At 49.8% G+C, this 20,597-nt stretch carries 15 protein-coding genes and 1 pseudogene; 13 read left to right on the plus strand and 3 right to left on the minus strand.

Annotated features, from left to right (window positions below):
- From ABGT54_RS10980 to ABGT54_RS11000, 5 genes and pseudogenes are all read left to right on the plus strand, one after another.
- Positions 1-417: pseudogene (locus ABGT54_RS10980) on the plus strand (carbohydrate ABC transporter permease); the annotation flags it as partial.
- A gap of 111 nt (positions 418-528) precedes the next feature.
- Positions 529-1,320, plus strand: coding sequence for an ABC-2 family transporter protein (locus tag ABGT54_RS10985; protein ID WP_346664121.1), 792 nt, complete (start codon positions 529-531; stop codon positions 1,318-1,320).
- 5 nt (positions 1,321-1,325) lie between these two features.
- On the plus strand, positions 1,326-2,120 hold the full coding sequence (locus ABGT54_RS10990) for an ABC-2 family transporter protein (RefSeq protein WP_346664122.1): 795 nt from the start codon (positions 1,326-1,328) through the stop codon (positions 2,118-2,120).
- Between the two features lie 14 nt (positions 2,121-2,134).
- Positions 2,135-3,124: an ATP-binding cassette domain-containing protein gene (locus ABGT54_RS10995; RefSeq protein WP_346664123.1), complete on the plus strand. Its 990-nt coding sequence runs from the start codon at positions 2,135-2,137 to the stop codon at positions 3,122-3,124.
- A 322-nt stretch (positions 3,125-3,446) separates the two neighbouring features.
- Positions 3,447-4,715, plus strand: coding sequence for an RNA-binding domain-containing protein (locus tag ABGT54_RS11000; protein ID WP_346664124.1), 1,269 nt, complete (start codon positions 3,447-3,449; stop codon positions 4,713-4,715).
- Positions 4,716-4,791: 76 nt separating this feature from the next.
- Here the strand turns inward: ABGT54_RS11000 and ABGT54_RS11005 are convergent, their stop codons facing one another.
- Positions 4,792-5,445, minus strand: coding sequence for a DUF624 domain-containing protein (locus ABGT54_RS11005; RefSeq protein ID WP_346664125.1), 654 nt, complete (start codon positions 5,443-5,445; stop codon positions 4,792-4,794).
- A gap of 138 nt (positions 5,446-5,583) precedes the next feature.
- Here ABGT54_RS11005 and ABGT54_RS11010 point away from each other — a divergent pair, with 138 nt between their 5' ends.
- Entirely contained in the window at positions 5,584-6,168 is a 585-nt protein-coding gene (locus ABGT54_RS11010; RefSeq protein ID WP_346664126.1) for a hypothetical protein, read from the plus strand.
- 62 nt (positions 6,169-6,230) lie between these two features.
- On the plus strand, positions 6,231-7,598 hold the full coding sequence (gene pepV, locus ABGT54_RS11015; RefSeq protein ID WP_346664127.1) for a dipeptidase PepV: 1,368 nt from the start codon (positions 6,231-6,233) through the stop codon (positions 7,596-7,598).
- Between the two features lie 80 nt (positions 7,599-7,678).
- On the opposite strand, the gene ABGT54_RS11020 is transcribed toward pepV, so the two are convergent.
- Positions 7,679-8,542: a hypothetical protein gene (locus ABGT54_RS11020; protein WP_346664128.1), complete on the minus strand. Its 864-nt coding sequence runs from the start codon at positions 8,540-8,542 to the stop codon at positions 7,679-7,681.
- A 305-nt stretch (positions 8,543-8,847) separates the two neighbouring features.
- Complete coding sequence (gene aroD, locus ABGT54_RS11025) at positions 8,848-9,615, minus strand: type I 3-dehydroquinate dehydratase (protein WP_346664129.1); 768 nt, start codon at positions 9,613-9,615, stop codon at positions 8,848-8,850.
- Positions 9,616-9,847: 232 nt separating this feature from the next.
- On the opposite strand from aroD, the gene ABGT54_RS11030 reads away from it, so the two are divergent.
- The 6 genes from ABGT54_RS11030 (at position 9,848) to ABGT54_RS11055 (ending at position 20,570) form a co-directional block, all read left to right on the plus strand.
- The gene (locus tag ABGT54_RS11030; RefSeq protein ID WP_346664130.1) at positions 9,848-11,827 is read left to right on the plus strand and encodes an amylosucrase; all 1,980 of its coding nucleotides are present in this window, start codon (positions 9,848-9,850) and stop codon (positions 11,825-11,827) included.
- 64 nt (positions 11,828-11,891) lie between these two features.
- Positions 11,892-13,355: a D-alanyl-D-alanine carboxypeptidase family protein gene (locus ABGT54_RS11035; protein ID WP_346664131.1), complete on the plus strand. Its 1,464-nt coding sequence runs from the start codon at positions 11,892-11,894 to the stop codon at positions 13,353-13,355.
- A 259-nt stretch (positions 13,356-13,614) separates the two neighbouring features.
- The gene (locus tag ABGT54_RS11040) at positions 13,615-13,764 is read left to right on the plus strand and encodes a hypothetical protein (protein WP_346664132.1); all 150 of its coding nucleotides are present in this window, start codon (positions 13,615-13,617) and stop codon (positions 13,762-13,764) included.
- A gap of 52 nt (positions 13,765-13,816) precedes the next feature.
- Positions 13,817-16,966, plus strand: coding sequence for an isoleucine--tRNA ligase (gene ileS / locus ABGT54_RS11045; protein ID WP_346664133.1), 3,150 nt, complete (start codon positions 13,817-13,819; stop codon positions 16,964-16,966).
- A 35-nt stretch (positions 16,967-17,001) separates the two neighbouring features.
- Positions 17,002-19,464 (plus strand): glycogen/starch/alpha-glucan phosphorylase, encoded by a 2,463-nt coding sequence (locus tag ABGT54_RS11050; RefSeq protein WP_346664134.1) that lies wholly within the window; start codon positions 17,002-17,004, stop codon positions 19,462-19,464.
- Positions 19,465-19,640: 176 nt separating this feature from the next.
- On the plus strand, positions 19,641-20,570 hold the full coding sequence (locus tag ABGT54_RS11055) for a SpoIID/LytB domain-containing protein (RefSeq protein ID WP_346664135.1): 930 nt from the start codon (positions 19,641-19,643) through the stop codon (positions 20,568-20,570).
- The last annotated feature ends 27 nt before the right edge of the window (positions 20,571-20,597 follow it).

Raw genomic sequence — 20,597 nt, forward strand, 5'->3', positions numbered from 1 at the left:
TACCATCCCGGCGCTGTTCCTTCCAAACCTGTTCAGTGCATTCGGAACCTTCCTGCTGCGCCAGTTCTTTATGTCGCTTCCAAAGAACTGGAAGAGGCGGCGGTTCTGGACGGATGCAGCCGCTATCAGATCTTTGGACGGATCATGCTGCCGCTGGTAAAACCGGGTATCGTGGCCCTGGTGATCTTCACTGCGAAGTTCGCATGGAATGACTTTATGTGGCCACTGATCGTCAACACTTCTACAGACAAGATGACACTTGGTCCTGCACTTTCCACACTGCGCGGACAGTACACGACCCAGTATCCGATGCAGATGGCCGGCGCCGTTATGGCGGTGCTGCCGCTGATCGTACTGTTCTTCATCTTCCAGAAACAGTTTATCGAAGGTGTTGCACAATCCGGTATTAAAGGTTAAAATAAACCAATATGAAGGTATGGCCCCAGAGGATCAAATCTCTGGGGCTGTTTTTATAACGGGTCTCTGCCTGCTATGACTATGAAATGACAACTTGAAGGGGGTAAGGCAATGGAGAAACTTTACTGTCTGATCCGCGTGGCGTTTCAGACGAAATTCGCCTATATTAAGGCATTCTGGTTTAATATATTCGGTACGGCGGTGTCAATTTTGATCTACTACTTCCTCTGGAAATATGTGTTTATGTCCAGAGAGGAGCTGCATGGATTTACCGCGGTGCAGATGACCACTTATGTGGTTCTTTCCCGGACGCTTTCCTCCCAGTTTTCGGGCGGAATCAACAAAGAGTTCGCGGAATGGGTCTATAAGGGAAATATTGTGGTGGAGCTTCTGCGTCCGATCCATCTGGCGTTTAATCTGTTCGGGAAACGGCTGGGAGAATTTTTCTTCTTCCTGTTGTTTAAGGGCATCCCCATCGGGATCCTGGGAACGCTGCTCTTGGGCGGCTGCGGACCGGCGGGAGTAGTGGAATTTCTGCTGTTTTTTGTCAGCGTGCTGGTATCCATCGGGATTCTCTTCTGGATCGAGGTGGCGGTGGGAATAGTGTCCTTCTTCACCCTGAATACCTATGGCCTTGCATTTACCAAGAGCGCCCTTTTATCCATCCTGTCGGGCGGCGTGGTGCCTCTCTTCCTTTTTCCGGAGAGTGTGGCGAGAGTCCTGGACTACCTGCCCTTTGCGGGGATGGTGACCGTGCCGGTCTACACCTATCTTGGAAAATATTCCATCCAGGAGGCGGTGTCCTTTATCGGCCTGCAGGTGGTATGGTGCGTACTGCTGGGCGTGCTGGTAATGGCCTTTTACCAGAAAGCGATTAAAAAAGTCGTGGTGCAGGGAGGATAACGAAGATGAAGAGAGTGAGTTATTGCCTGCAGCTGTGGCGGGCCTACCTGCGGGTCGGATTTCTTACGATGACTCAGTATCCGGCGGATACGGTGATCCTGCTGATCTCCATGTTGGTGCGGGAGGCTTCCGGGTTTGTGGGAATCCTGGCGATCGTAGGAGTGACAGGCGGCATGGGAAACTGGAATGTTTACGAAGTCTGCATTTTGTTTTCCATGTGTGCAGTGATCGAGGCTATTGGCCAGGCATTTTTTGACAATGTGTGGGGCATGGATCACATGATGCGGCGCGGAGAGCTGGATGTATTTCTGACCCGTCCGGCGCCGGTGTTTTTGCAGGTGCTGGGACAGGTCACCCATTTTCAGGCGGTTTTATCCCTGATCATTTATGTGGGGATCTTTGTGTGGGCGGCCCTGCAGCTGCATCTCCAGGTGGGTCTGTATGAGGCGCTGATCCTGGTGGAATATATAATCTTTGGAACTATGGTAAATTCCGGCATTTATGCTATCTTTAATTTCCTGAATTTCTGGATCGTCCAGGGGGAGGATATTGCAGTGCTGGTGCAGACCTGCCGGGAGTTTGTGAAATATCCTTTGAACGTCTTTCCGGCGGCGATCCAGGGGCTTTTTACCTTTCTGCTGCCGCTGGGGTTCGTGGCTTACTATCCGGCCATGGCCCTGCTCGGGAAGACGACTCTGCCGGTGGAACTGATGCTTCCGGCAGTGGGAGTGTTCGTGGTCTTCCTTGCATTTCTGGTGTGGAGAGCGGGGCTAAAAGGATACAACAGTACAGGGACGTAAGAGAGGAGAAGATCATGCAGATTGAAGTTTCACATCTGGTAAAAGAATATAAGAGAAAAAAGAATCCGGAGAATATGCTGGCTGCAGTAGGCCAGATGTTCCGGCCAAAGTATGAGATCCTTCGGGCGGTCAATGACATTAATTTCGGCATTGAAAAAGGAGAGGCTGTGGGATATGTGGGGCCCAACGGCTGTGGCAAGTCCACGACCATCAAGATGCTGTCCGGAGTGCTGACGCCGACCTCCGGGAAGGTGCTGGTGGGTGGGCTGGAGCCTACGAAGAACCGGCAGAAGATCAATAAAAAGACGGGCATCGTCTTTGGCAACCGGTCGGTGCTCTGGTGGGACGTGCCGATCATCGAGTCCTATAAAGTGCTGCAGAAACTCTACGAGATCCCGGAGAAGCGTTTTCAGGAGAATCTGGAAGAATTTGCAGATATCATCGGGATCCGGCAGCTTCTGGGAGTGCCGGAACGGCAGCTGTCTCTGGGACAGAAGATGCGCTGCAACATTGCGGCGGCCTTTCTGCACGACCCGGAGATCGTCTATCTGGATGAGCCGACCATCGGCCTGGACAGCGAGTCTAAACTCCGGATCCGGGAATTCATCCGCCAGATGAATGAGGAACGGCATACCACCTTTATCGTGACCTCCCATGATTTCCAGGATATCGAATCCCTTTGTAAGAGGATCATTCTGATCAATCACGGGGAAGTGGTGGTGGATGACGGGATCCAGAAAATCCAGAAAAATTATCAGAGCAAGAAACAGATCCGTTTTGAGATGGATCAGAATCCGTGGATGGAAACAGATCAGTTTACCATGGACGGGGTTACAATCCTGGACAAGACGCCTTACAGCCTGGTGCTGGAGTGTGAGATCCAAAAAGTAGACGCAATGGCGGTGGTGGACCAGGTAAGCCGGGCCTGCCAGATTTTGGATATCAGTATCCAGGGACAGGATATCGAGTCGATCATAAGGGAGATTGTGACGGAGAGGGGATAAGAGGAAAATGTGGATTTAGCCGTTTCCATTATCTTAAAAAATTTTTACCGATAATATATGGAAGCGTACGATTTTTGCATTGCCGGAAGAAGATATTCTTCTGGTTTGCGGAGAAGTTGGCCAATCGGATAGTATTTCCGCAGAAATGATTGGAGACAGACCCTATTTTATTTTCCAGGATGGTGAAAAGATAACACGGTATTTTTCGATGTAAACAAATCTGCAACGAAAAAAGAATCGTCGCAAATAATCAGCAACGAAAAAAAGAAATCGTTGCAAATTGTTTGCGATGATTTTATACTGGAAGCAGGAGGTGAATAAAATGGGGGAAAACAAACGGTTAGAATATAAAGAAACGATTAATTCCAATACATTTTTGAAAACGGTTAGTGCGTATGCAAATTATGGAGGAGGAAAAATTCTTTTTGGAATTTCAGATGATGGCGAGATTCTGGGAATCCAGGATCCGGTGGAAGCAAAATTAAATCTGGAAAATAAAATCAACGACAGTATCAGGCCGGTACCGGAATATGCCCTGGAAATCCAGGAAGGGGATATCATTTCTTTAACAGTTTTTGAAGGAATGTATAAGCCTTATATGTATAAGGGAAAAGCCTATAAAAGAAATGATATGGCAACGATAGAAGTCGACAGGCTGGAATACAGCAGATTAATCTTAGAAGGGCAGGGGCAGTCTTTTGAAGAATTGCCGGCGCTCCGGCAAGAACTTACATTTTCCAGACTAGAGGAAGAGTTAGTCCGGGTTTTGGAAGTGGAGAAGCTGGATAAGGATATTTTGAAGACGCTGGAACTATATTCTGAAAGAAAAGGTTATAATAACGCGGCGGCGCTTCTTGCAGACAGAAATGATTTTAAAGGCGTAGATATGATCCGGTTCGGAAAAGATATTGATGAGATCATGGACAGGGAATCTGTAGAACAGGTGTCGCTGTTGATTCAGCTTGAGAAGAGTATGGGAATGTACCGGAAATATTATCAATATGAAAAAATAGAAGGCGTGGAAAGAAGAACGATCGAGAAGATTCCGGAGAAAGCCTACAGGGAGGCAATTGCCAATGCGCTGGTCCACCGGGCATGGGATGTAAAAGCATCTATCAAAGTAAGTATGTTTGAAGACCGGATTGAGATCAGTTCACCCGGAGGTCTTCCGGCGGAACTAAGCGCGGATGAGTACGTGAATGGTCAGATATCCATTTTACGAAATCCGATCATAGGAAATGTTTTCTTCCGGTTAAAATATATTGAAAAATTTGGGACAGGGATTCTGAGAATTAACCATTTGTATCGGAATTCTATCAAAAAACCAGGTTATAAAGTGTTTGAGAACTCTATTAAAGTGGTCTTGCCGGTGATGGAAGAACTGGGCAAATTTACAGAGATGGAAGCGGTTGTCTGGAGGCAGATGCAGGGGCAAAAAGAAATGACCAGGGTACAGATAGAGAGAAACACAGGAATAAAGAAAGACACTTTGCTTCGAATACTGAATGGAATGATAGAAAAAGGTTTCATCCAGAAGACAGGCGCCGGAAGAGGAACGAAATATATTCGAAATGTCTCGACGGATAATTAGAGATTTTCGTCGCAAACGATTTGCAACGAAAAAAGAAATCGTCGCACGACGATTGCGACGATTCCGAAAAAAGGGGCTACTCTTGTTGCTCCTCAGTCTGTGAGGTTTCCGGCTGATATCTGGCAAAGATCTTGAGGAAGATCTTTCCCGTGATCCAGGCGGTCAGGGAAAAGCCGCCTGCCATGCTGACTGCCATCACGATTCCCAGAGTCAGGGTGCTGCGGGTCATGATGAACCACACAAGTCCGAAGTACAGGAGGAGAAGCGCGGTCCAGGGAAGGTGACCCAGACACATGTACAGCGCATTTTTCATCACCTGCTTCGTGGTGCATACAAAGTAGGCCAGGATGGGCCAGAGATAGAGAAACATAGCGGCCAGCACCAGAATGATGGTGTAGAACAGGATGCTTAGGATCTGTCCCATGCTTCCGCCCATAGAACCGATGATCAGTCCGTCATACTGCAGAAAGAAGAAAAGGATGAGACAGATGAGCCAAAGAATGGTTCCCTGCTTGAAATTTGCGCAGAATGCTTTAAAATATCTCTTGAGGACATATCCGTCCTCTTTACGGATCATCTTAAAGCTGACCGTGTATAGCGCTGAAAGCGCGGCGCCCACTGTAAAAATGGGAATGCAGCTTAAAATGAATACCACATTTAAGATCAGATAGTCGCAGACCCTGGCGAGGAACTGCATCACGGAATTTTCAGGATTCAAAAAATTGCTCATAAATATATGCCTCCATATCGTATAGACGTGAAAAACGCCTGTCTGGTCATAAAAACAGTATACTGAATATGAGGGTTAAAATCAAGAAACGGGCGGGGGAATGATTATGAAAAATCTGTGAAGGAAGGGAAGCATGACATGCTGGACAGACGTTACGAAGAAACCATGACAAAAGAAGAGCGGAAAGCCTTCGAAAAAGAAAAGCTGGGCCAGATGACAGGAAAAGAAAAGCTGGAATATCTCTGGATGTACTATAAGACCTGGCTGTTGATCCCCGTTGCTGTGATCGCGGCAATCTATCTGGGAGTGACTATGTACCGGGGGATGAATGAGGAAATCCTTTTGAACCTGGTGCTGATCGACAGTACCGCAAACGATTATGAAGAACTGTCCGAAGAACTGCGGGAATCTCTGGGAGCAAAGAAGGACAATCAGACCGTCCGGGTAAATGGAAATATTACCTCCGGCGCATATCAGGGGGAGGCTGCATTTTCTACTTTGATCGGAACAGAGTCAGCAGATGTGGTCATCTGTCCGGAAAGCTTTTACCGGCAATATGAAGGCGACGTGCTGGAAGAGGCAGCTGTCGTGACAGATAATCAGTGGCTGCAGGAAAAAGCCGGCATCGAATATGAGCCTGTTTATATCTGTATCGTAAAAAATACGCCGAATCTGGAAAATGCCCAGGCGTTTGTTGATATAGTTGACATAGTAGGAGAATAAAGCTTGCAAAGAAACATTAATATTTACGCGCTTAATATATTTACATAAAAGGAGAGAGAAAAATGAGTCAAAGCAGATTAAGTGAGAGACTGGACGAGATGAAAGACGAGATCCTGGAAGGGATCCAGAAAAGCGTGCAGATCGACAGCGTAGCAACGGAAGCAGAGGAGAATGCGCCTTACGGCCCAGGCCCGAAAGCGGCTCTGGACTTTGCCCTTCACCTGGGCGAGGAGCTGGGCTTTCGTACCGGCAACGTGGATAACCACGCCGGGTATGTGGAGTATGGAGAAGGCGAAGAGATGGTGGCTGTTCTGGGGCACATGGATGTGGTTCCCACCGGCGATGACTGGAAATATCCGCCCTTTGGCGGCGAGATTCACGATGGCGTCATGTATGGAAGAGGTGTAGTAGACGACAAAGGCCCGACCATCGGGGCGATCTATGCGCTGAAGGCAATCCGGGACCTGGATCTTCCCATTGACCGCCGGATCCGCGTCATTTTCGGAACCAATGAAGAGAGAGGCAGCAGCTGTATTCAGTATTATGTAGAAAAAGGCGAGGAGCAGCCGGTAATGGGAATCACGCCGGACGCAGAATTTCCGCTGATCTTCTTTGAAAAAGGCATGACCAACGTCACAGCCGGCTGCAAAAACCCGGCGCAGGGAGCCATCAAGGTGCTGGAGTTCCAGGGAGGAACCGTCCATAATATCGTGCCCCTTCACTGCCGCCTGGTTCTGGAAGGCGAGCATGAGATCCCGGAAGCAAAGGGCGTGACTGTAACAAAAGAAAATGGCAATACGGTTCTGGTATCGGAAGGCGTCAGCGCACACGGAAGCACACCGGCGCTTGGAGTCAACGGCATCAGCCTTCTTCTGGACGCGGTAAAGGACCTGGAGATCGGCGGCGACTACCAGAAAGTGTTTGATTTCCTCAGAACCCACATCGGACACGAGACCAACGGCAAGGGTCTTGGCATCTGCTATCAGGATGAAGAAACCGGCGAGACAACAGTAAACTTAGGCGTAATCGAAGGAACCGAGAAAGATATTCATTTCGTCCTGGATATCCGCTATCCGAAAAATGGAAAGAAAGAAGAAGTGCAGGCGACGCTGGAAAAACAGTTTGGAGAAGCAGGTCTTGAGATCCTTTCCATCGATCATACGGATATGCTCTATGTGCCGAAGGATTCCGAACTGGTGCAGAAACTGATGAAGGTATATAGGGAGGGAACCGGGCAGATGGACGCACAGCCCAAAGCGATCGGCGGCGGAACCTATGCCAAGATGTTCAAAAACATGGTAGCCTTTGGCCCGATTTTCCCGGGTGATCCTGACGTGGTACATCAGCCCAACGAAGCGATAGAGATAGAAAAACTGATGCAGTCCATTAAGCTGGTGGCAGAGGCCATGGCTGAGATGGCAAGAAAGTAAAAGAAAAGATGGAGAACCATAAAAGAGGAGCCAGATCATGTTGGGATGATCTGGCTCCTGGTGGTTAGAGAAGAATTGTTTTACGGGCTCTTATCGGCTGAAGCCTTTTCTTCCTTAAGCTCCTGAAGCTGCTCCGGGGTGATGCCGGTTTTCTCGATGATAAATTCATCTGAAACACTGCCCAGGAGATTACGGGCAATAGAAAGGATGCCCTGCGAAATACCTTGAGAAAGGCCTTGGCGAATTCCATCAGCCAGTCCGTCGTTATACAACATCTGTCCTAATTCTGTCATTTTGATCATTCCTTCCAACTTTTTCATGGCGCTCTGGTCAAGAAACTTTGTAGCCAGAGCGTAAGTAAGTGCCTCTAAGTTTCTTTGATCTTCCTTCTCCAGCGGTTCTTCCTGGAGATAGCGAAATGTTTGGGTGACCCGGTCCGTCATGGGCATCGATCCACCCATGAGGAGACTAAGCGTCAGGGGCACCAGATCCTCTTTTGTAAGCGATTCCCCGCAGTCCTTCTTACGCTGCAGATTTTCGAATAAGTCGTTCGCATCCTGGTCCGACATGAGAATGGGGTGGATGCGGTAGGTGTTGAGCCCTTCGGTGAGCTCGGTCTTTGGCTGCCGGATCTGTCCGGAGTAAAGCACGTAAGTAGTTACCGGCACGCCGTACTGCTGGCTGGTGACGGCTTCGTAAGTGCGGAAGCGTCTTAAGTCAGCCACGCCGCCGTCGCTGCTCTGGAATTCAAAATGGATCCAGGACCCGTCACCCATGATCAGATTAAAGTCTTCGTACATCCGGTGAAGTTCCAGATGAATGGATTCCGTGGGGGCGATCCCCGATACGGTACCGGTGATGTTAAAGTAGCGGAGCAGCTCATCGGCAAAACACTTTGCGGCTCTTTTGAGGACCTTGTCCTCGGTCTGGTTTCGTTTATCCATAGGGCGCCTTTCTGTCCGCCCATACAGAGAAACTTTTCTATCTTCACTATAGCAAAAAAGAGGGGTACAGACAACGGAAAATAAAGCATTGTTGAAAAGTTACATTTAAAGTTACATTTCTGGAATGTTTCCCGAGACGGGAAAGAATTACAAGAAAATAGAAAAACACGGGGGTACAAGAAGATCCCGCAAAGGTGAAGTTGCAGCGGAGGATAGAAGGTTTCCCGGTACAGGCCCGCTGTCTGTATTCAATATCATAAAAAGAAGGAGCGGGGATGTCAAGATAAAAAGGGCCGTATAGGTAGTTACAGATATTTATGAAGAAGGAGCAGCCCCGCTTTTAAATCCTCGATGGCAATCTGCCCGGGGGCAGAAACCTTACCAAAGGAGGCGAAAGTGACAGCAGAGCCAAAGACCTCGCCGCACAGGCGGCTGAGCGCACCGGCCCTGCCCATGGACATAGTAATAACAGGACGGCTGGTATGCAGGGAGGACATTTCTTCTGTTACACTAAGAAGAGTAAGGACATCAGATCTTTTTTGCGGCATTACAGCGATTTTGAGAATGTCCGCGCCCAGATCCTGCATGTTACAAAGCCGCGCAATTAACTCTTCGCGTGCAGGAGTTCCCGTAAAGTCATGATTGGATGCAATGACTTTTACGCCATGAGCATGAGCCGTCTGAATAATATTTTTTACGGCATCATCACCAGAAAAAACTTCCACATCGATAAGATCTACAAAGCCGGTTTTAGCAACACTTTCTAATAAGGTGGCATAAGATTCCAGAGAAAGTTCCTTCTCCCCGCCTTCTCTGGCCGTGCGGAAAGTAAAAAGAAGAGGAGTCTCCCCAAGGATGCTGCGTAACATATCAGCAGTTTTTATAACTTCAGAAAAAGCAGAAACATCCTCATACCAATCTGCACGCCATTCGACAAGATCAGCTTCTGTGGAACAGATAGCTTTTGCGGTGGAAAGAATATCCTCGCGGGTTTTTTCTACAATCGGAACACAGACCTTGGGCATGCCGGAACCAATTTCAATATTTCTAACAACAACAGGATTGACATTCATAGTAATTGTGCCTCACTTATCAAAAAATGTGGAAAAATAGTAAAGATAGTTTATCATGAAAAAGGAAAGGAAGCAATTGGGGACGGGGGATTTCTGGAAATCCCCCGTCCCCAATTGCTTCCTTTTTCATTTCGGTGTATAATATTCCCAATCTTGTGGATAACCCGGCGGATAAGTATGTGGATAACTTTTTTTGTCTACCGGAAATTTTATAGGTAATGAGGTTTGGAATATGGGTAAGAAGAAATCGAGAAACAGATCTAAGAATAAAGCGGTGGCGCAGTCTGGCGCGGTTAAGAAGCAGGTGCAAGTGTCTCCGGCTCTGTCCGCAGCCATCGAAAAGAAGCCGGCTCCTCAGGAGCGGAAGCTTTCGGTGGATGAGGAGGCCTGCTACAGCCGCCGGTTCGGCCGTCATTTTGATGAGCTGAAATGGCTTTACATGGAGCTTTATGATAACAGTTCCATGTTTGCGGAGCTGTGCGACAATCTCCACCGCTTCTATGAGGAACGCGACCTGGATCTGAAGGAGCAGGACGCGGAGCGGGAGAAGCATCCGGGCTGGTATAAGACCAACGACATGTTGGGCATGATGTTCTATATTGATAATTTTGCCGGCAACATGAAGGGCGTGGAGTCGAAGCTAGATTATATTGAGAAGAGTAATGTGAATTATATTCATCTGATGCCGTTTCTGGACACGGTGGAAGGTCGTTCGGACGGCGGCTATGCGGTGGCGGACTTCCGCAAGGTGCAGGAAAAGCTTGGCTCCATGGAGGATCTGGAGGATCTGACCAAAGCCTGCCACAAAAAAGGCATCAACGTCTGCATGGATTTTGTCATGAACCATACATCGGAGGACCACGAGTGGGCGAAGCGGGCCCGGGCCGGAGAAGGGGAATACATGAGCCGGTATTTCTTCTTTGATAATTATTCGATCCCGGCCATGTATGAAAAGACCGTGCCCCAGGTATTCCCGACAACAGCGCCGGGCAATTTCACCTGGCTTCCGGATGCGGGCCATTTTGTTATGACCAGCTTTTACCCTTATCAATGGGATCTGAATTACAAGAACCCCAGGGTATTTAATGAAATGATGTATAATTTCCTCTACCTGGCTAACCGTGGCATTGATATTGTCAGGATCGACGCGGTTCCTTACATCTGGAAGGAACTGGGCACCCAGTGCCGCAATCTTCCCCAGGTGCATACCATTGTCCGCATGATGCGGATGATCGCCGAGATCGTCTGCCCGGGCATCCTTTTGCTGGGCGAGGTGGTGATGGAGCCGGAGAAGGTAGTGCCCTACTTTGGCACCGTGGAGAAGCCGGAGTGCCACATGCTTTATAATGTGACCACCATGGCGACCACCTGGCATACGGTTGCCACCAGAAAGGTCCGGCTCCTAAAGCAGCAGCTGGACATTGTAAATGCGCTGCCCAAGGATTATGTGTTCCTGAATTATCTGCGCTGTCACGATGATATCGGCTGGGGCCTGGATTATGCCTCCTTACGCACAGAGGGCATTGACGAGCGCGCCCACAAGAAATATCTGAACGACTATTTCCAGGGGTATGCGGGGGACAGCAACAGCAGAGGCGAGCTGTACAATTCCGATCCGGTCAGCGGAGACGCCCGGTTCTGCGGAACTACCGCATCCATGTGCGGGATTGAAAAAGCAGGATTTGAGCAGGATATGGAAGCCATGGAGCGGGCCATCCAGCTGGACGTGATGCTTCATGCCTATATGTTTATGCAGTCCGGGATTCCGGTACTCTACAGCGGGGATGAGATTGCCCAGGTCAATGATTATTCTTATAAGGAAGATCCCAACAAGGCAGAGGACTCCCGCTATATCCACAGAGGCCCCATGCGCTGGGATCTGGCGGCCCATGCAGAGGATGAGACGACGGTGGAAGGCCGGGTATATCAGAGGCTGCAGCAGCTGGAGAAGATCCGCAAAAGCGAGAAAGCATTTATGACGGAGGCGGATACCTGGACCATCGAGACCTGGGATGAAAGCGTGTTGTGTATCGGCAGATATTATGACGGTGACAAGATCCTGGGACTCTTTAACTTCAGCGAGCATGATAAGACGGCCTGGATCAACGAGACAGACGGGGAATATATTGAGCTTTTAAGCGGCAGAGTGCTGCAGCCCATCGGCGTAAATATTCCGGCCTACGGTTTTTATTATATGAAGAAGATTAATTAGAATGAAAAAGACATCCGTATTTAGACAGATTTTAAAGAAAATACACCCTGAAAGATACCGAAGATTGCCGGCTGCGGTTTTATCCGGCGTCCTTCTTCTGGGACTCGCGGGGGCGGGCAGTTCCTTTTCGCCTGCAGTAACCGTACAGGCGTCTCCGGTAGAAAATGCGGAGGCGAATCCGGATGGTTCCAGTGATACGGCAGACGCGGCAGCTTCCGGGGAAGAACTGACTCCGGAGGAGCAGCTGCAACAGGAGCTGGACCAGGTGTATGCCATGGAAGTGCAGAGCAACGGCTGGGAGGCCTGGCCTGCAGGCCCGGGGACCTACGGGGAGGCGGCCATTGTTATGGAGGTGGGCACAGGGACAATCCTTTATGCAAAAAATATTGACGCCCACCACTATCCGGCCAGCATTACAAAACTGGTGACCACGCTGGCGGCGCTGAAAAATGGCAATCTGCAGGATCCTGTGACCTTTTCCCACAACAGCGTTTCTTTTCTTAAATGGGATGAGGCGTCCATTGGCATGAAGGAAGGCAATCAGCTGACCCTGGAGCAGGCCCTTTACGCTACCCTTCTTGCGTCTGCAAATGAAGCGGCCTATGCGGTGGGAGAGAGCGTGGGCGTGAATGCCGGCCATGACTATAACTGGTTTATCCAGCAGATGAATGAGATCTGCCGGGAACTGGGCGGAACCAATTCCAATTTTGTCAATACTAACGGCCTTCATGACCCGAATCACTATACCTGTGCCAGAGATATGGCGCTGATCGGCCGGGAGCTTTTTCAGTATCCGGACTTTTTCCGGATCGCCCAGACTCCGCAGTACACCATTCCGGCGTCAGCCACTACGGAGGAGCATGTATTCCAGCAGCACCACGAGATGCTGCTTCCGGATAATTCTGATTATTACCCGTACGCCATCGGCGGGAAGACCGGCTACACCTCAGACGCCCTGTCTACGCTTGTTACCATGGCAGATAACGGCAGCATGCAGCTGGTCTGCGTGGTCTTAAAAACCCACGGCATCAACGTCTATCCGGACACCAGAAATCTTCTGGAGTATGGGTTCCAGAACTTTCGCAAGGTATCTGTGGCCGAAGAGGAGACCTCAAAAAATGTAGAAGAAATCCTCCCGGCAGAGGAGGATGCGGAAAGCGGCAGCGACCCAGAGGACAGTTATGTACTGCTGCCAAAAGACGCTTCTTTTGACGATCTGGTCCGGGAGATCCTTCCTGACGGCGGCGGAAGCAGGGAAGCTACCATCCGCTATACTTACGAAGATCAGCCGGTGGGAGAGGCAAGAGCTGTTCTAAGTGACCGGTATTTTGAGGAGCACGGCGCAAAAGTACAGGACGTTTCCGGGGAGAAAAAGAAAGAACAGCCTGCCGAAGAGAAGATGAATGTGTCCGGAGTTGTGCTGGCGGCGCTTGCGGTTCTTCTTGTCATCCTCATCTACGCATTGATAAGAGTCACCAGAAAGAGAAAGCAGAAAACCCGCAGGAGAAGACGCCGCGGAAAGAGATAAAAGACAGGGAAGAAAGACAGAGGAGAAGCCAAAAAACCCTTGACTACCGGGGGATTTCCTGTATATAATAAGAAAGCACATAAAAAGAAAAGCCTTGACGAAGACAGTAGGATATATCCGAACGTCCAAGAGAGCCGGCGGCGGTGGGATGCCGGTACCAGTAAGATCTATCTGAATATCACTTCCGAGCAGCAGCAGCTGAAACGGGCGGGCGTCCTTAGTAAGCGCTGACGGAGTTCCCCCGTTACAGGGAAGACATATGAAGCGTATGTTTAGGTGGTGTAAAAACGAGAAGCTTAAGCTTCCGTCCTATGCAGGACGGAAGCTTTTTTGTATGCCGGCAGCCGGGGACCCGGCCCTTGCATACAGTCCGAAGAAAGCGTCCCTGACGCGTCTGCGGATCATCTGACCGGGGCGTTGGCTCCGGTTTCACAGGCAACCAGATTATAAAGGAGGTCATCATGTATCAGAAGGTTTCCACAGACCTGAATTTTGTCGACAGAGAAAAAGAAGTCGAGAAATTCTGGGAAGAACATCACATTTTTGAAAAAAGTATGGAAGAAAGGGAAGGCCGGGAGATCTATACGTTCTACGACGGTCCGCCGACCGCCAATGGCAAGCCTCACATCGGCCATGTGCTGACCCGTGTCATCAAGGACATGATTCCCAGATACCGGACCATGAAAGGCTATGAAGTGCCAAGAAAGGCCGGATGGGATACCCACGGACTGCCGGTAGAGCTGGAAGTGGAGAAGGCCCTGGGGCTGGACGGCAAGGATCAGATCGAGGAATACGGTCTGGAGCCTTTCATCAATAAATGTAAGGAAAGTGTCTGGAAATACAAAGGCATGTGGGAGGATTTCTCCGGCACTGTAGGTTTCTGGGCGGATATGGAAAATCCATACGTTACGTACCACAATGACTATATCGAATCTGAGTGGTGGGCATTAAAGAAGATCTGGGACAAGGGCCTTTTGTATAAAGGTTTTAAGATCGTACCTTACTGCCCCCGCTGCGGAACGCCCCTGTCTGCACAGGAAGTGGCGCAGGGTTATAAGGATGTCAAAGAACGGTCCGCCATCGTCCGGTTCAAAGTGATCGGCGAGGACGCCTATTTCCTGGCATGGACCACCACGCCATGGACCCTGCCTTCCAACATCGGTCTTTGCGTCAATCCGGAGGAGGATTATGCGAAGGTAAAAGCTGCGGACGGCTATGTATACTACATGGCAGTGGCGCTTCTTGACACTGTGCTTGGAAAGCTTTCAGAAGAAGGAAAGCCGGCTTACGAAGTGCTGGAGACTTACAAAGGAAAAGACCTGGAATATAAGGAATACGAGCCTTTGTATCAGTGCGCGAAGGAATGTGCTGACAGGCAGAACAAAAAAGCATTTTTCGTAACCTGCGACACCTACGTCACACTGACCGACGGTACCGGCGTGGTACACATCGCCCCGGCCTTTGGTGAGGACGACGCCAAAGTGGGACGCAAATACGGCATGCCTTTCGTACAGCTGGTAGATGAAAAGGGAAATATGGGCGAAACCACCCCGTTTGCCGGATTATTTGTAAAGAAGGCGGACCCGGAGGTGTTAAAGGATCTGGAAGCGAGAGGGCTTCTCTTTGACGCGCCCAAATTCGAGCACAGCTACCCCCACTGCTGGCGCTGCGACACGCCGCTGATCTACTATGCACGGGAGTCCTGGTTCATCAAGATGACCGAGGTAAAGGACGACCTGATCGCCAACAACAATACCATCAACTGGATCCCGGAGAGCATCGGAAAAGGGCGCTTCGGCGACTGGCTGGAAAATGTCCAGGACTGGGGCATCAGCCGGAACCGCTACTGGGGAACTCCGTTGAATATCTGGGAGTGCGAGTGCGGACACCAGCATTCCATTGGAAGCATCGCGGAATTAAAGGAAATGTCCGACAACTGCCCGGACGATATCGAACTGCACCGTCCCTACATCGACGCTGTGACCATCAAATGTCCCAAGTGCGGCAAAGAAATGCACCGGGTGCCGGAGGTGATCGACTGCTGGTTCGACTCCGGAGCCATGCCATTTGCGCAGCACCATTATCCATTTGAAAATCAGGAAGTCTTTGAACAGCAGTTCCCGGCGGACTTTATCTCCGAGGCGGTAGACCAGACCAGAGGATGGTTCTACTCCCTGCTGGCGATTTCCACCCTGATCTTCAACAAGGCGCCTTATAAGAACGTCATTGTGCTTGGCCATGTACAGGATGAGAATGGCCAGAAGATGAGCAAGTCCAAGGGAAATGCGGTGGATCCGTTTGAAGCGCTGGAAACCTATGGCGCAGACGCCATCCGCTGGTACTTCTATGTGAACAGCGCGCCCTGGTTGCCTAACCGTTTCCACGGCAAAGCAGTGGTAGAGGGACAGCGTAAATTTATGGGAACCCTGTGGAATACCTATGCGTTTTTTGTGCTGTATGCGAATATCGATGAATTTGACGCTACAAAATATACCTTAGAATATGAGAAACTTCCTGTGATGGATAAGTGGCTGTTATCCAAGCTTAATTCCGTGATCCGGGAAGTGGATCAGAATCTTGCGGACTACAAGATCCCGGAGACTGCAAGAGCTCTGCAGGAGTTTGTGGACGACATGAGCAACTGGTATGTCAGAAGAAGCAGGGAACGGTTCTGGGCAAAAGGCATGGAGCAGGATAAGATCAATGCTTACATGACGCTGTATACCGCTCTGGTTGAGATCAGCAAGGCGGCAGCGCCCATGATCCCCTTCATGACAGAGGAGATCTACCAGAACCTGGTAAGATCCATTGATCCTTCTGCACCGGAGAGTATCCATCTGTGCGACTTCCCGGCTGTCCATGAGGAATACATTGACAAAGAGCTGGAAGCCAACATGGCACAGGTACTGAAGCTGGTTGTGATGGGACGCGCCTGCAGAAATACGGCCAACATCAAGAACCGCCAGCCCATCGGCCAGATGTATGTGAAAGCGGATTTTGAAGTGCCGGAGTATTATCAGGAGATCGTCAAAGACGAGCTGAATGTAAAATCTGTTAAATTTACGCAGGATGTCCGCGACTTTACTTCCTATATATTTAAACCACAGTTAAAGACTGTGGGGCCCAAATATGGTAAACTGTTAGGGGGAATTAAGGCAGCCCTTGCATCCATTGACGGAAATGCGGCCATGGATGAGCTGAACGCTACAGACGCCCTGAAGCTTCAGGTGAACGGCCAGGAAGTGACCCTGTTTAAGGAGGACCTGCTTATTGAGAACAGCCAGGCAGAGGGCTATGTGTCTGAATCGGACAATGGCATTACCGTAGTCCTGGACACCAATCTCACCGAAGAGCTTCTGAAGGAAGGGTTTGTACGCGAGATCATCAGCAAGGTACAGACCATGCGTAAGGAAGCGGATTTTGAAGTGACCGATAAGATCCGGATCACTTACCAGGGAACGGACAAGGCCGAGGATATTTTCACTAAAAACGCGGACACCATCGGCGCCGAGACTCTGGCGGAGCAGGTGGAAAAAGCAGAACCTGCCGGATTCGTAAAAGAGTGGAAGATTAACGGCGAGCAGGTAGTCCTTGGCGTTGAGAGACGATAACCGTTGAGAGACGATAAGAAAGGAAAAGAGAGAACATGTATAGTCCGAGATTTGACAAACGCGCGTTTAAGCGTGAAGTAACGGAAAACGTAAAAACTCTGTTTCGTAAGACCATTGAAGAAGCAACCCCGCAGCAGCTGTATCAGGCGGTGTCCTATGCCGTAAAAGAGGCGATCATTGACGACTGGATAGCCACACAGAAGACCTATGACAGGGAAGATCCGAAGATGGTCTACTACATGTCCATGGAATTTCTGCTGGGAAGAGCTCTTGGCAACAATCTGATTAATATGACGGCTTATCAGGAAGTGAAAGAAGCTCTGGATGAGCTGGGCATTGATTTAAATCTTCTGGAAGACCAGGAGCCGGATCCGGCTCTTGGAAACGGCGGCCTGGGACGTCTGGCAGCCTGCTTCCTGGATTCCCTGGCAACGCTGGGGTACGCAGCTTACGGCTGCGGCATCCGCTACCGCTATGGAATGTTCAAGCAGAAAATTGAGAACGGCTACCAGGTGGAGAAGCCGGACAACTGGCTGAAGAATGGCAACCCCTTCGAGCTTCGCCGTCCGGAGTACGCAAAAGAGGTACGTTTCGGCGGAAATATCCGGGTAGAATATGATGATAAGACCGGTAAGACACATTTTGTACAGGAGAACTATGAGTCCGTTCTGGCAGTTCCCTATGATTATCCCATCGTTGGCTACAACAACCATGTGGTCAACACCTTGAGAATCTGGGATGCAGAACCCATCGTGGATTTTCAGCTGGAATCCTTTGACCGGGGCGATTACCACAAAGCTGTGGAGCAGCAGAACCTGGCCAAAAATATCGTAGAGGTGCTTTACCCCAACGACAATCATTACGCAGGAAAAGAGCTGCGCCTGAAACAGCAGTATTTCTTCGTGTCTGCCAGCCTTCAGGCTGCAGTCGCAAAGTATAAGAGAAAACACGACGATCTGATGAAGCTGCCGGAAAAGATGGTGATCCAGATGAACGATACCCATCCCACCGTAGCAGTGGCAGAGCTGATGCGTATCCTTCTGGATGAGGAAGATCTGGGCTGGAACGAAGCCTGGGAGATCACCACAAAGGTCTGCGCTTACACCAACCACACCATTATGGCAGAGGCTCTGGAGAAATGGCCCATCGACCTGTTTTCCCGCCTGCTTCCCCGTGTATATCAGATCATCCAGGAGATCGACCGCCGGTTCCTGATCCAGGTAAGAGAGCAGTATCCGGGCGATGAGAACAAAGTCCGCAAGATGGCCATTTTACGGGACGGACAGGTGCGTATGGCCAATATGGCGATCGTGGCAGGCTTCTCCGTCAACGGCGTGGCAAGACTTCACACCGAGATCCTGAAGCATCAGGAGCTTCGTGATTTCTACGAAATGATGCCGCAGAAATTTAACAACAAGACCAACGGAATCACCCAGAGACGGTTCCTGATGCACGGCAATCCGCTGCTGGCCGACTGGGTAACCGAAAAGATCGGAACCAAAGACTGGGCGACCGACCTGTCTCTGATGTCCGGACTGAAAAAATGGGCCGATGACAAAGAGGCGCTCAAGGAATTTATGGATATCAAATACAGAAATAAAGAGCGTCTGGCAAAATATATCCTGGAGCACAACGGCGTAGAAGTAGATCCCAGATCCATTTTCGACGTGCAGGTAAAACGTCTCCACGAGTATAAGAGACAGCTGCTCAACATTCTCCATGTTATGTATCTGTACAATCAGATCAAAGAACATCCGGAGAAGAGCTTCTACCCCAGGACATTTATCTTCGGCGCGAAGGCGTCCGCAGGATATATCCGGGCAAAACAGATCATCAAGCTGATCAACTCCGTGGCAGAGGTGGTCAATAACGACCGCAGCATCAATGGCAAGCTGAAGGTGGTATTCATCGAGGATTACAAGGTATCCAACGCGGAGATCATCTTCGCGGCAGCAGACGTCAGCGAGCAGATCTCCACAGCTTCCAAGGAAGCGTCCGGAACCGGAAACATGAAGTTCATGCTCAACGGAGCCCCCACCCTTGGAACCATGGACGGAGCTAACGTAGAGATCGTAGAAGAAGTCGGCATGGAGAACGCATTTATCTTCGGATTAAGCTCCGATGAAGTCATCAACTTCGAGAATAACGGCGGCTACGATCCGTATGAGATCTACAATGGCGATCCGGACGTGCGCCGGGTGGTAGAACAGCTGGTAGACGGTACCTATTCCCACGGCGACCACGAGATGTACCGCGACCTGTACAACTCGCTTCTCAAGCCAACAGACGGCAACCGCGCAGACATGTACTTCATCCTGAAAGACTTTCGCGCGTATGCACAGGCACAGGAAAAAGTCGAGGCCGCGTACCGCGACCGCGATCGCTGGGCAAAAATGGCGCTTCTGAATACCGCATGCTGCGGCAAATTCTCATCCGACCGGACCATCCGGGAATATGTGGATGAAATCTGGCATCTGGATCATATTGAAGTAAAATAAAAATTGGTAAAATTGGGGACGGGGGATTTTTAAAAATCCCCCGTCCCCAATTTTATTTATCCCCCACATGTTGACAAATCCGGGGGATAATATGTGGAAATCTCTTCCATAAGCATTCCGGTATCTGCTGGTATAAATGGATCCGACCTCTCATACAGTGTATGGGAGGTTCTTTTATGTGGATAAAGTTAAAAAAGTGGGGAAGTTGTCTGCTCATCCTTGTATTGCTTCCTTATGTGGTGACGGTATTTATTAGTGGGCCCGGGACAGAGACGAGTTCCCGCGTGGACCAGATTTATATACAGGCAGAGGTTTCCGGCGACACCGGGGAGAAAACCGGTGAAGAAGAGGAGAAGGACCGGCAGATTATTGAAATTCCGCTAAAGGAGTATGGAGTTGGCGTAATGGCCCGGGAAATTCCGGCTGAATATGCGAAAGAGGCTCTGAAGGCACAGGCAGTGCTGGTCCGGACGGATATTTACCGGCAGATTCAGGAAGGAAAAGGTAGCGAGCCGGTTCAGGGGGCGTTCTGGGACAGGGAAGATATGGAAAAAGTCTGGGAAGGGAAGGCGCGAACATACAGAGAAAAATTAGAGAAAGCCTGGGAGGAGACGCAAGGGATAATCCTGACTTATAACGGAGAGCCGGCTTATGCGCCTTTTTTTCGCCTTAGTTGCGGCTGTACCAGGGATGGAAAAGAGGTGTTTGGAAATGAGAACTATCCGTATCTTAAGATAGTAGACTGTCCTGCGGATCTGAAGTCGGAAGAACAATTGCAGACCAGCGTGACAGAAGATATGGATGCGGAAGTGACCAGTACGGACAAAGCGGGCTATGTTCTGCAGGTAAGGGTGGGCCAGGAAACGATGAGCGGCGAAGAATTTCGCAGAGTTTATGACCTCCCCTCGGCCTGTTTTACATTGCAGCGCTATAACGGAAAAATGAGGATTGTGACCAGTGGTGCGGGACACGGCCTTGGTATGAGCCAGTACAGCGCCGATCACATGGCAAAGGAGGGCCAGACTTTTGAAGAAATTTTATCCTATTTTTTTGAAGGCTGTGAGCTAAAAGAAGTGGCGGAAATCTTACAAAAAACAGAAGGATGAAAGAATCCGGAATAACTGCCGAAACTT

It is taken from the genome of uncultured Merdimonas sp. (assembly GCF_963929015.1).
In the GTDB taxonomy this organism is placed as follows: Bacteria; Bacillota; Clostridia; order Lachnospirales; family Lachnospiraceae; genus Merdimonas.

Excerpts from the sequence above, each read along its gene's own strand:
- ABGT54_RS10985 (WP_346664121.1), top strand. The coding sequence starts at position 529 with ATGGAGAAACTTTACTGTCTGATCCGCGTGGCGTTTCAGACGAAATTC.
- ABGT54_RS10995 (WP_346664123.1), top strand. The coding sequence starts at position 2,135 with ATGCAGATTGAAGTTTCACATCTGGTAAAAGAATATAAGAGAAAAAAG.
- ABGT54_RS11005 (WP_346664125.1), bottom strand. The coding sequence starts at position 5,445 with ATGAGCAATTTTTTGAATCCTGAAAATTCCGTGATGCAGTTCCTCGCC.
- ABGT54_RS11000 (WP_346664124.1), top strand. The coding sequence starts at position 3,447 with ATGGGGGAAAACAAACGGTTAGAATATAAAGAAACGATTAATTCCAAT.
- pepV (WP_346664127.1), top strand. The coding sequence starts at position 6,231 with ATGAGTCAAAGCAGATTAAGTGAGAGACTGGACGAGATGAAAGACGAG.
- ABGT54_RS11050 (WP_346664134.1), top strand. The coding sequence starts at position 17,002 with ATGTATAGTCCGAGATTTGACAAACGCGCGTTTAAGCGTGAAGTAACG.
- ABGT54_RS10990 (WP_346664122.1), top strand. The coding sequence starts at position 1,326 with ATGAAGAGAGTGAGTTATTGCCTGCAGCTGTGGCGGGCCTACCTGCGG.
- ABGT54_RS11020 (WP_346664128.1), bottom strand. The coding sequence starts at position 8,542 with ATGGATAAACGAAACCAGACCGAGGACAAGGTCCTCAAAAGAGCCGCA.
- aroD (WP_346664129.1), bottom strand. The coding sequence starts at position 9,615 with ATGAATGTCAATCCTGTTGTTGTTAGAAATATTGAAATTGGTTCCGGC.
- ABGT54_RS11010 (WP_346664126.1), top strand. The coding sequence starts at position 5,584 with ATGCTGGACAGACGTTACGAAGAAACCATGACAAAAGAAGAGCGGAAA.
- ABGT54_RS11040 (WP_346664132.1), top strand. The coding sequence starts at position 13,615 with ATGAAGCGTATGTTTAGGTGGTGTAAAAACGAGAAGCTTAAGCTTCCG.
- ileS (WP_346664133.1), top strand. The coding sequence starts at position 13,817 with ATGTATCAGAAGGTTTCCACAGACCTGAATTTTGTCGACAGAGAAAAA.
- ABGT54_RS11055 (WP_346664135.1), top strand. The coding sequence starts at position 19,641 with ATGTGGATAAAGTTAAAAAAGTGGGGAAGTTGTCTGCTCATCCTTGTA.
- ABGT54_RS11030 (WP_346664130.1), top strand. The coding sequence starts at position 9,848 with ATGGGTAAGAAGAAATCGAGAAACAGATCTAAGAATAAAGCGGTGGCG.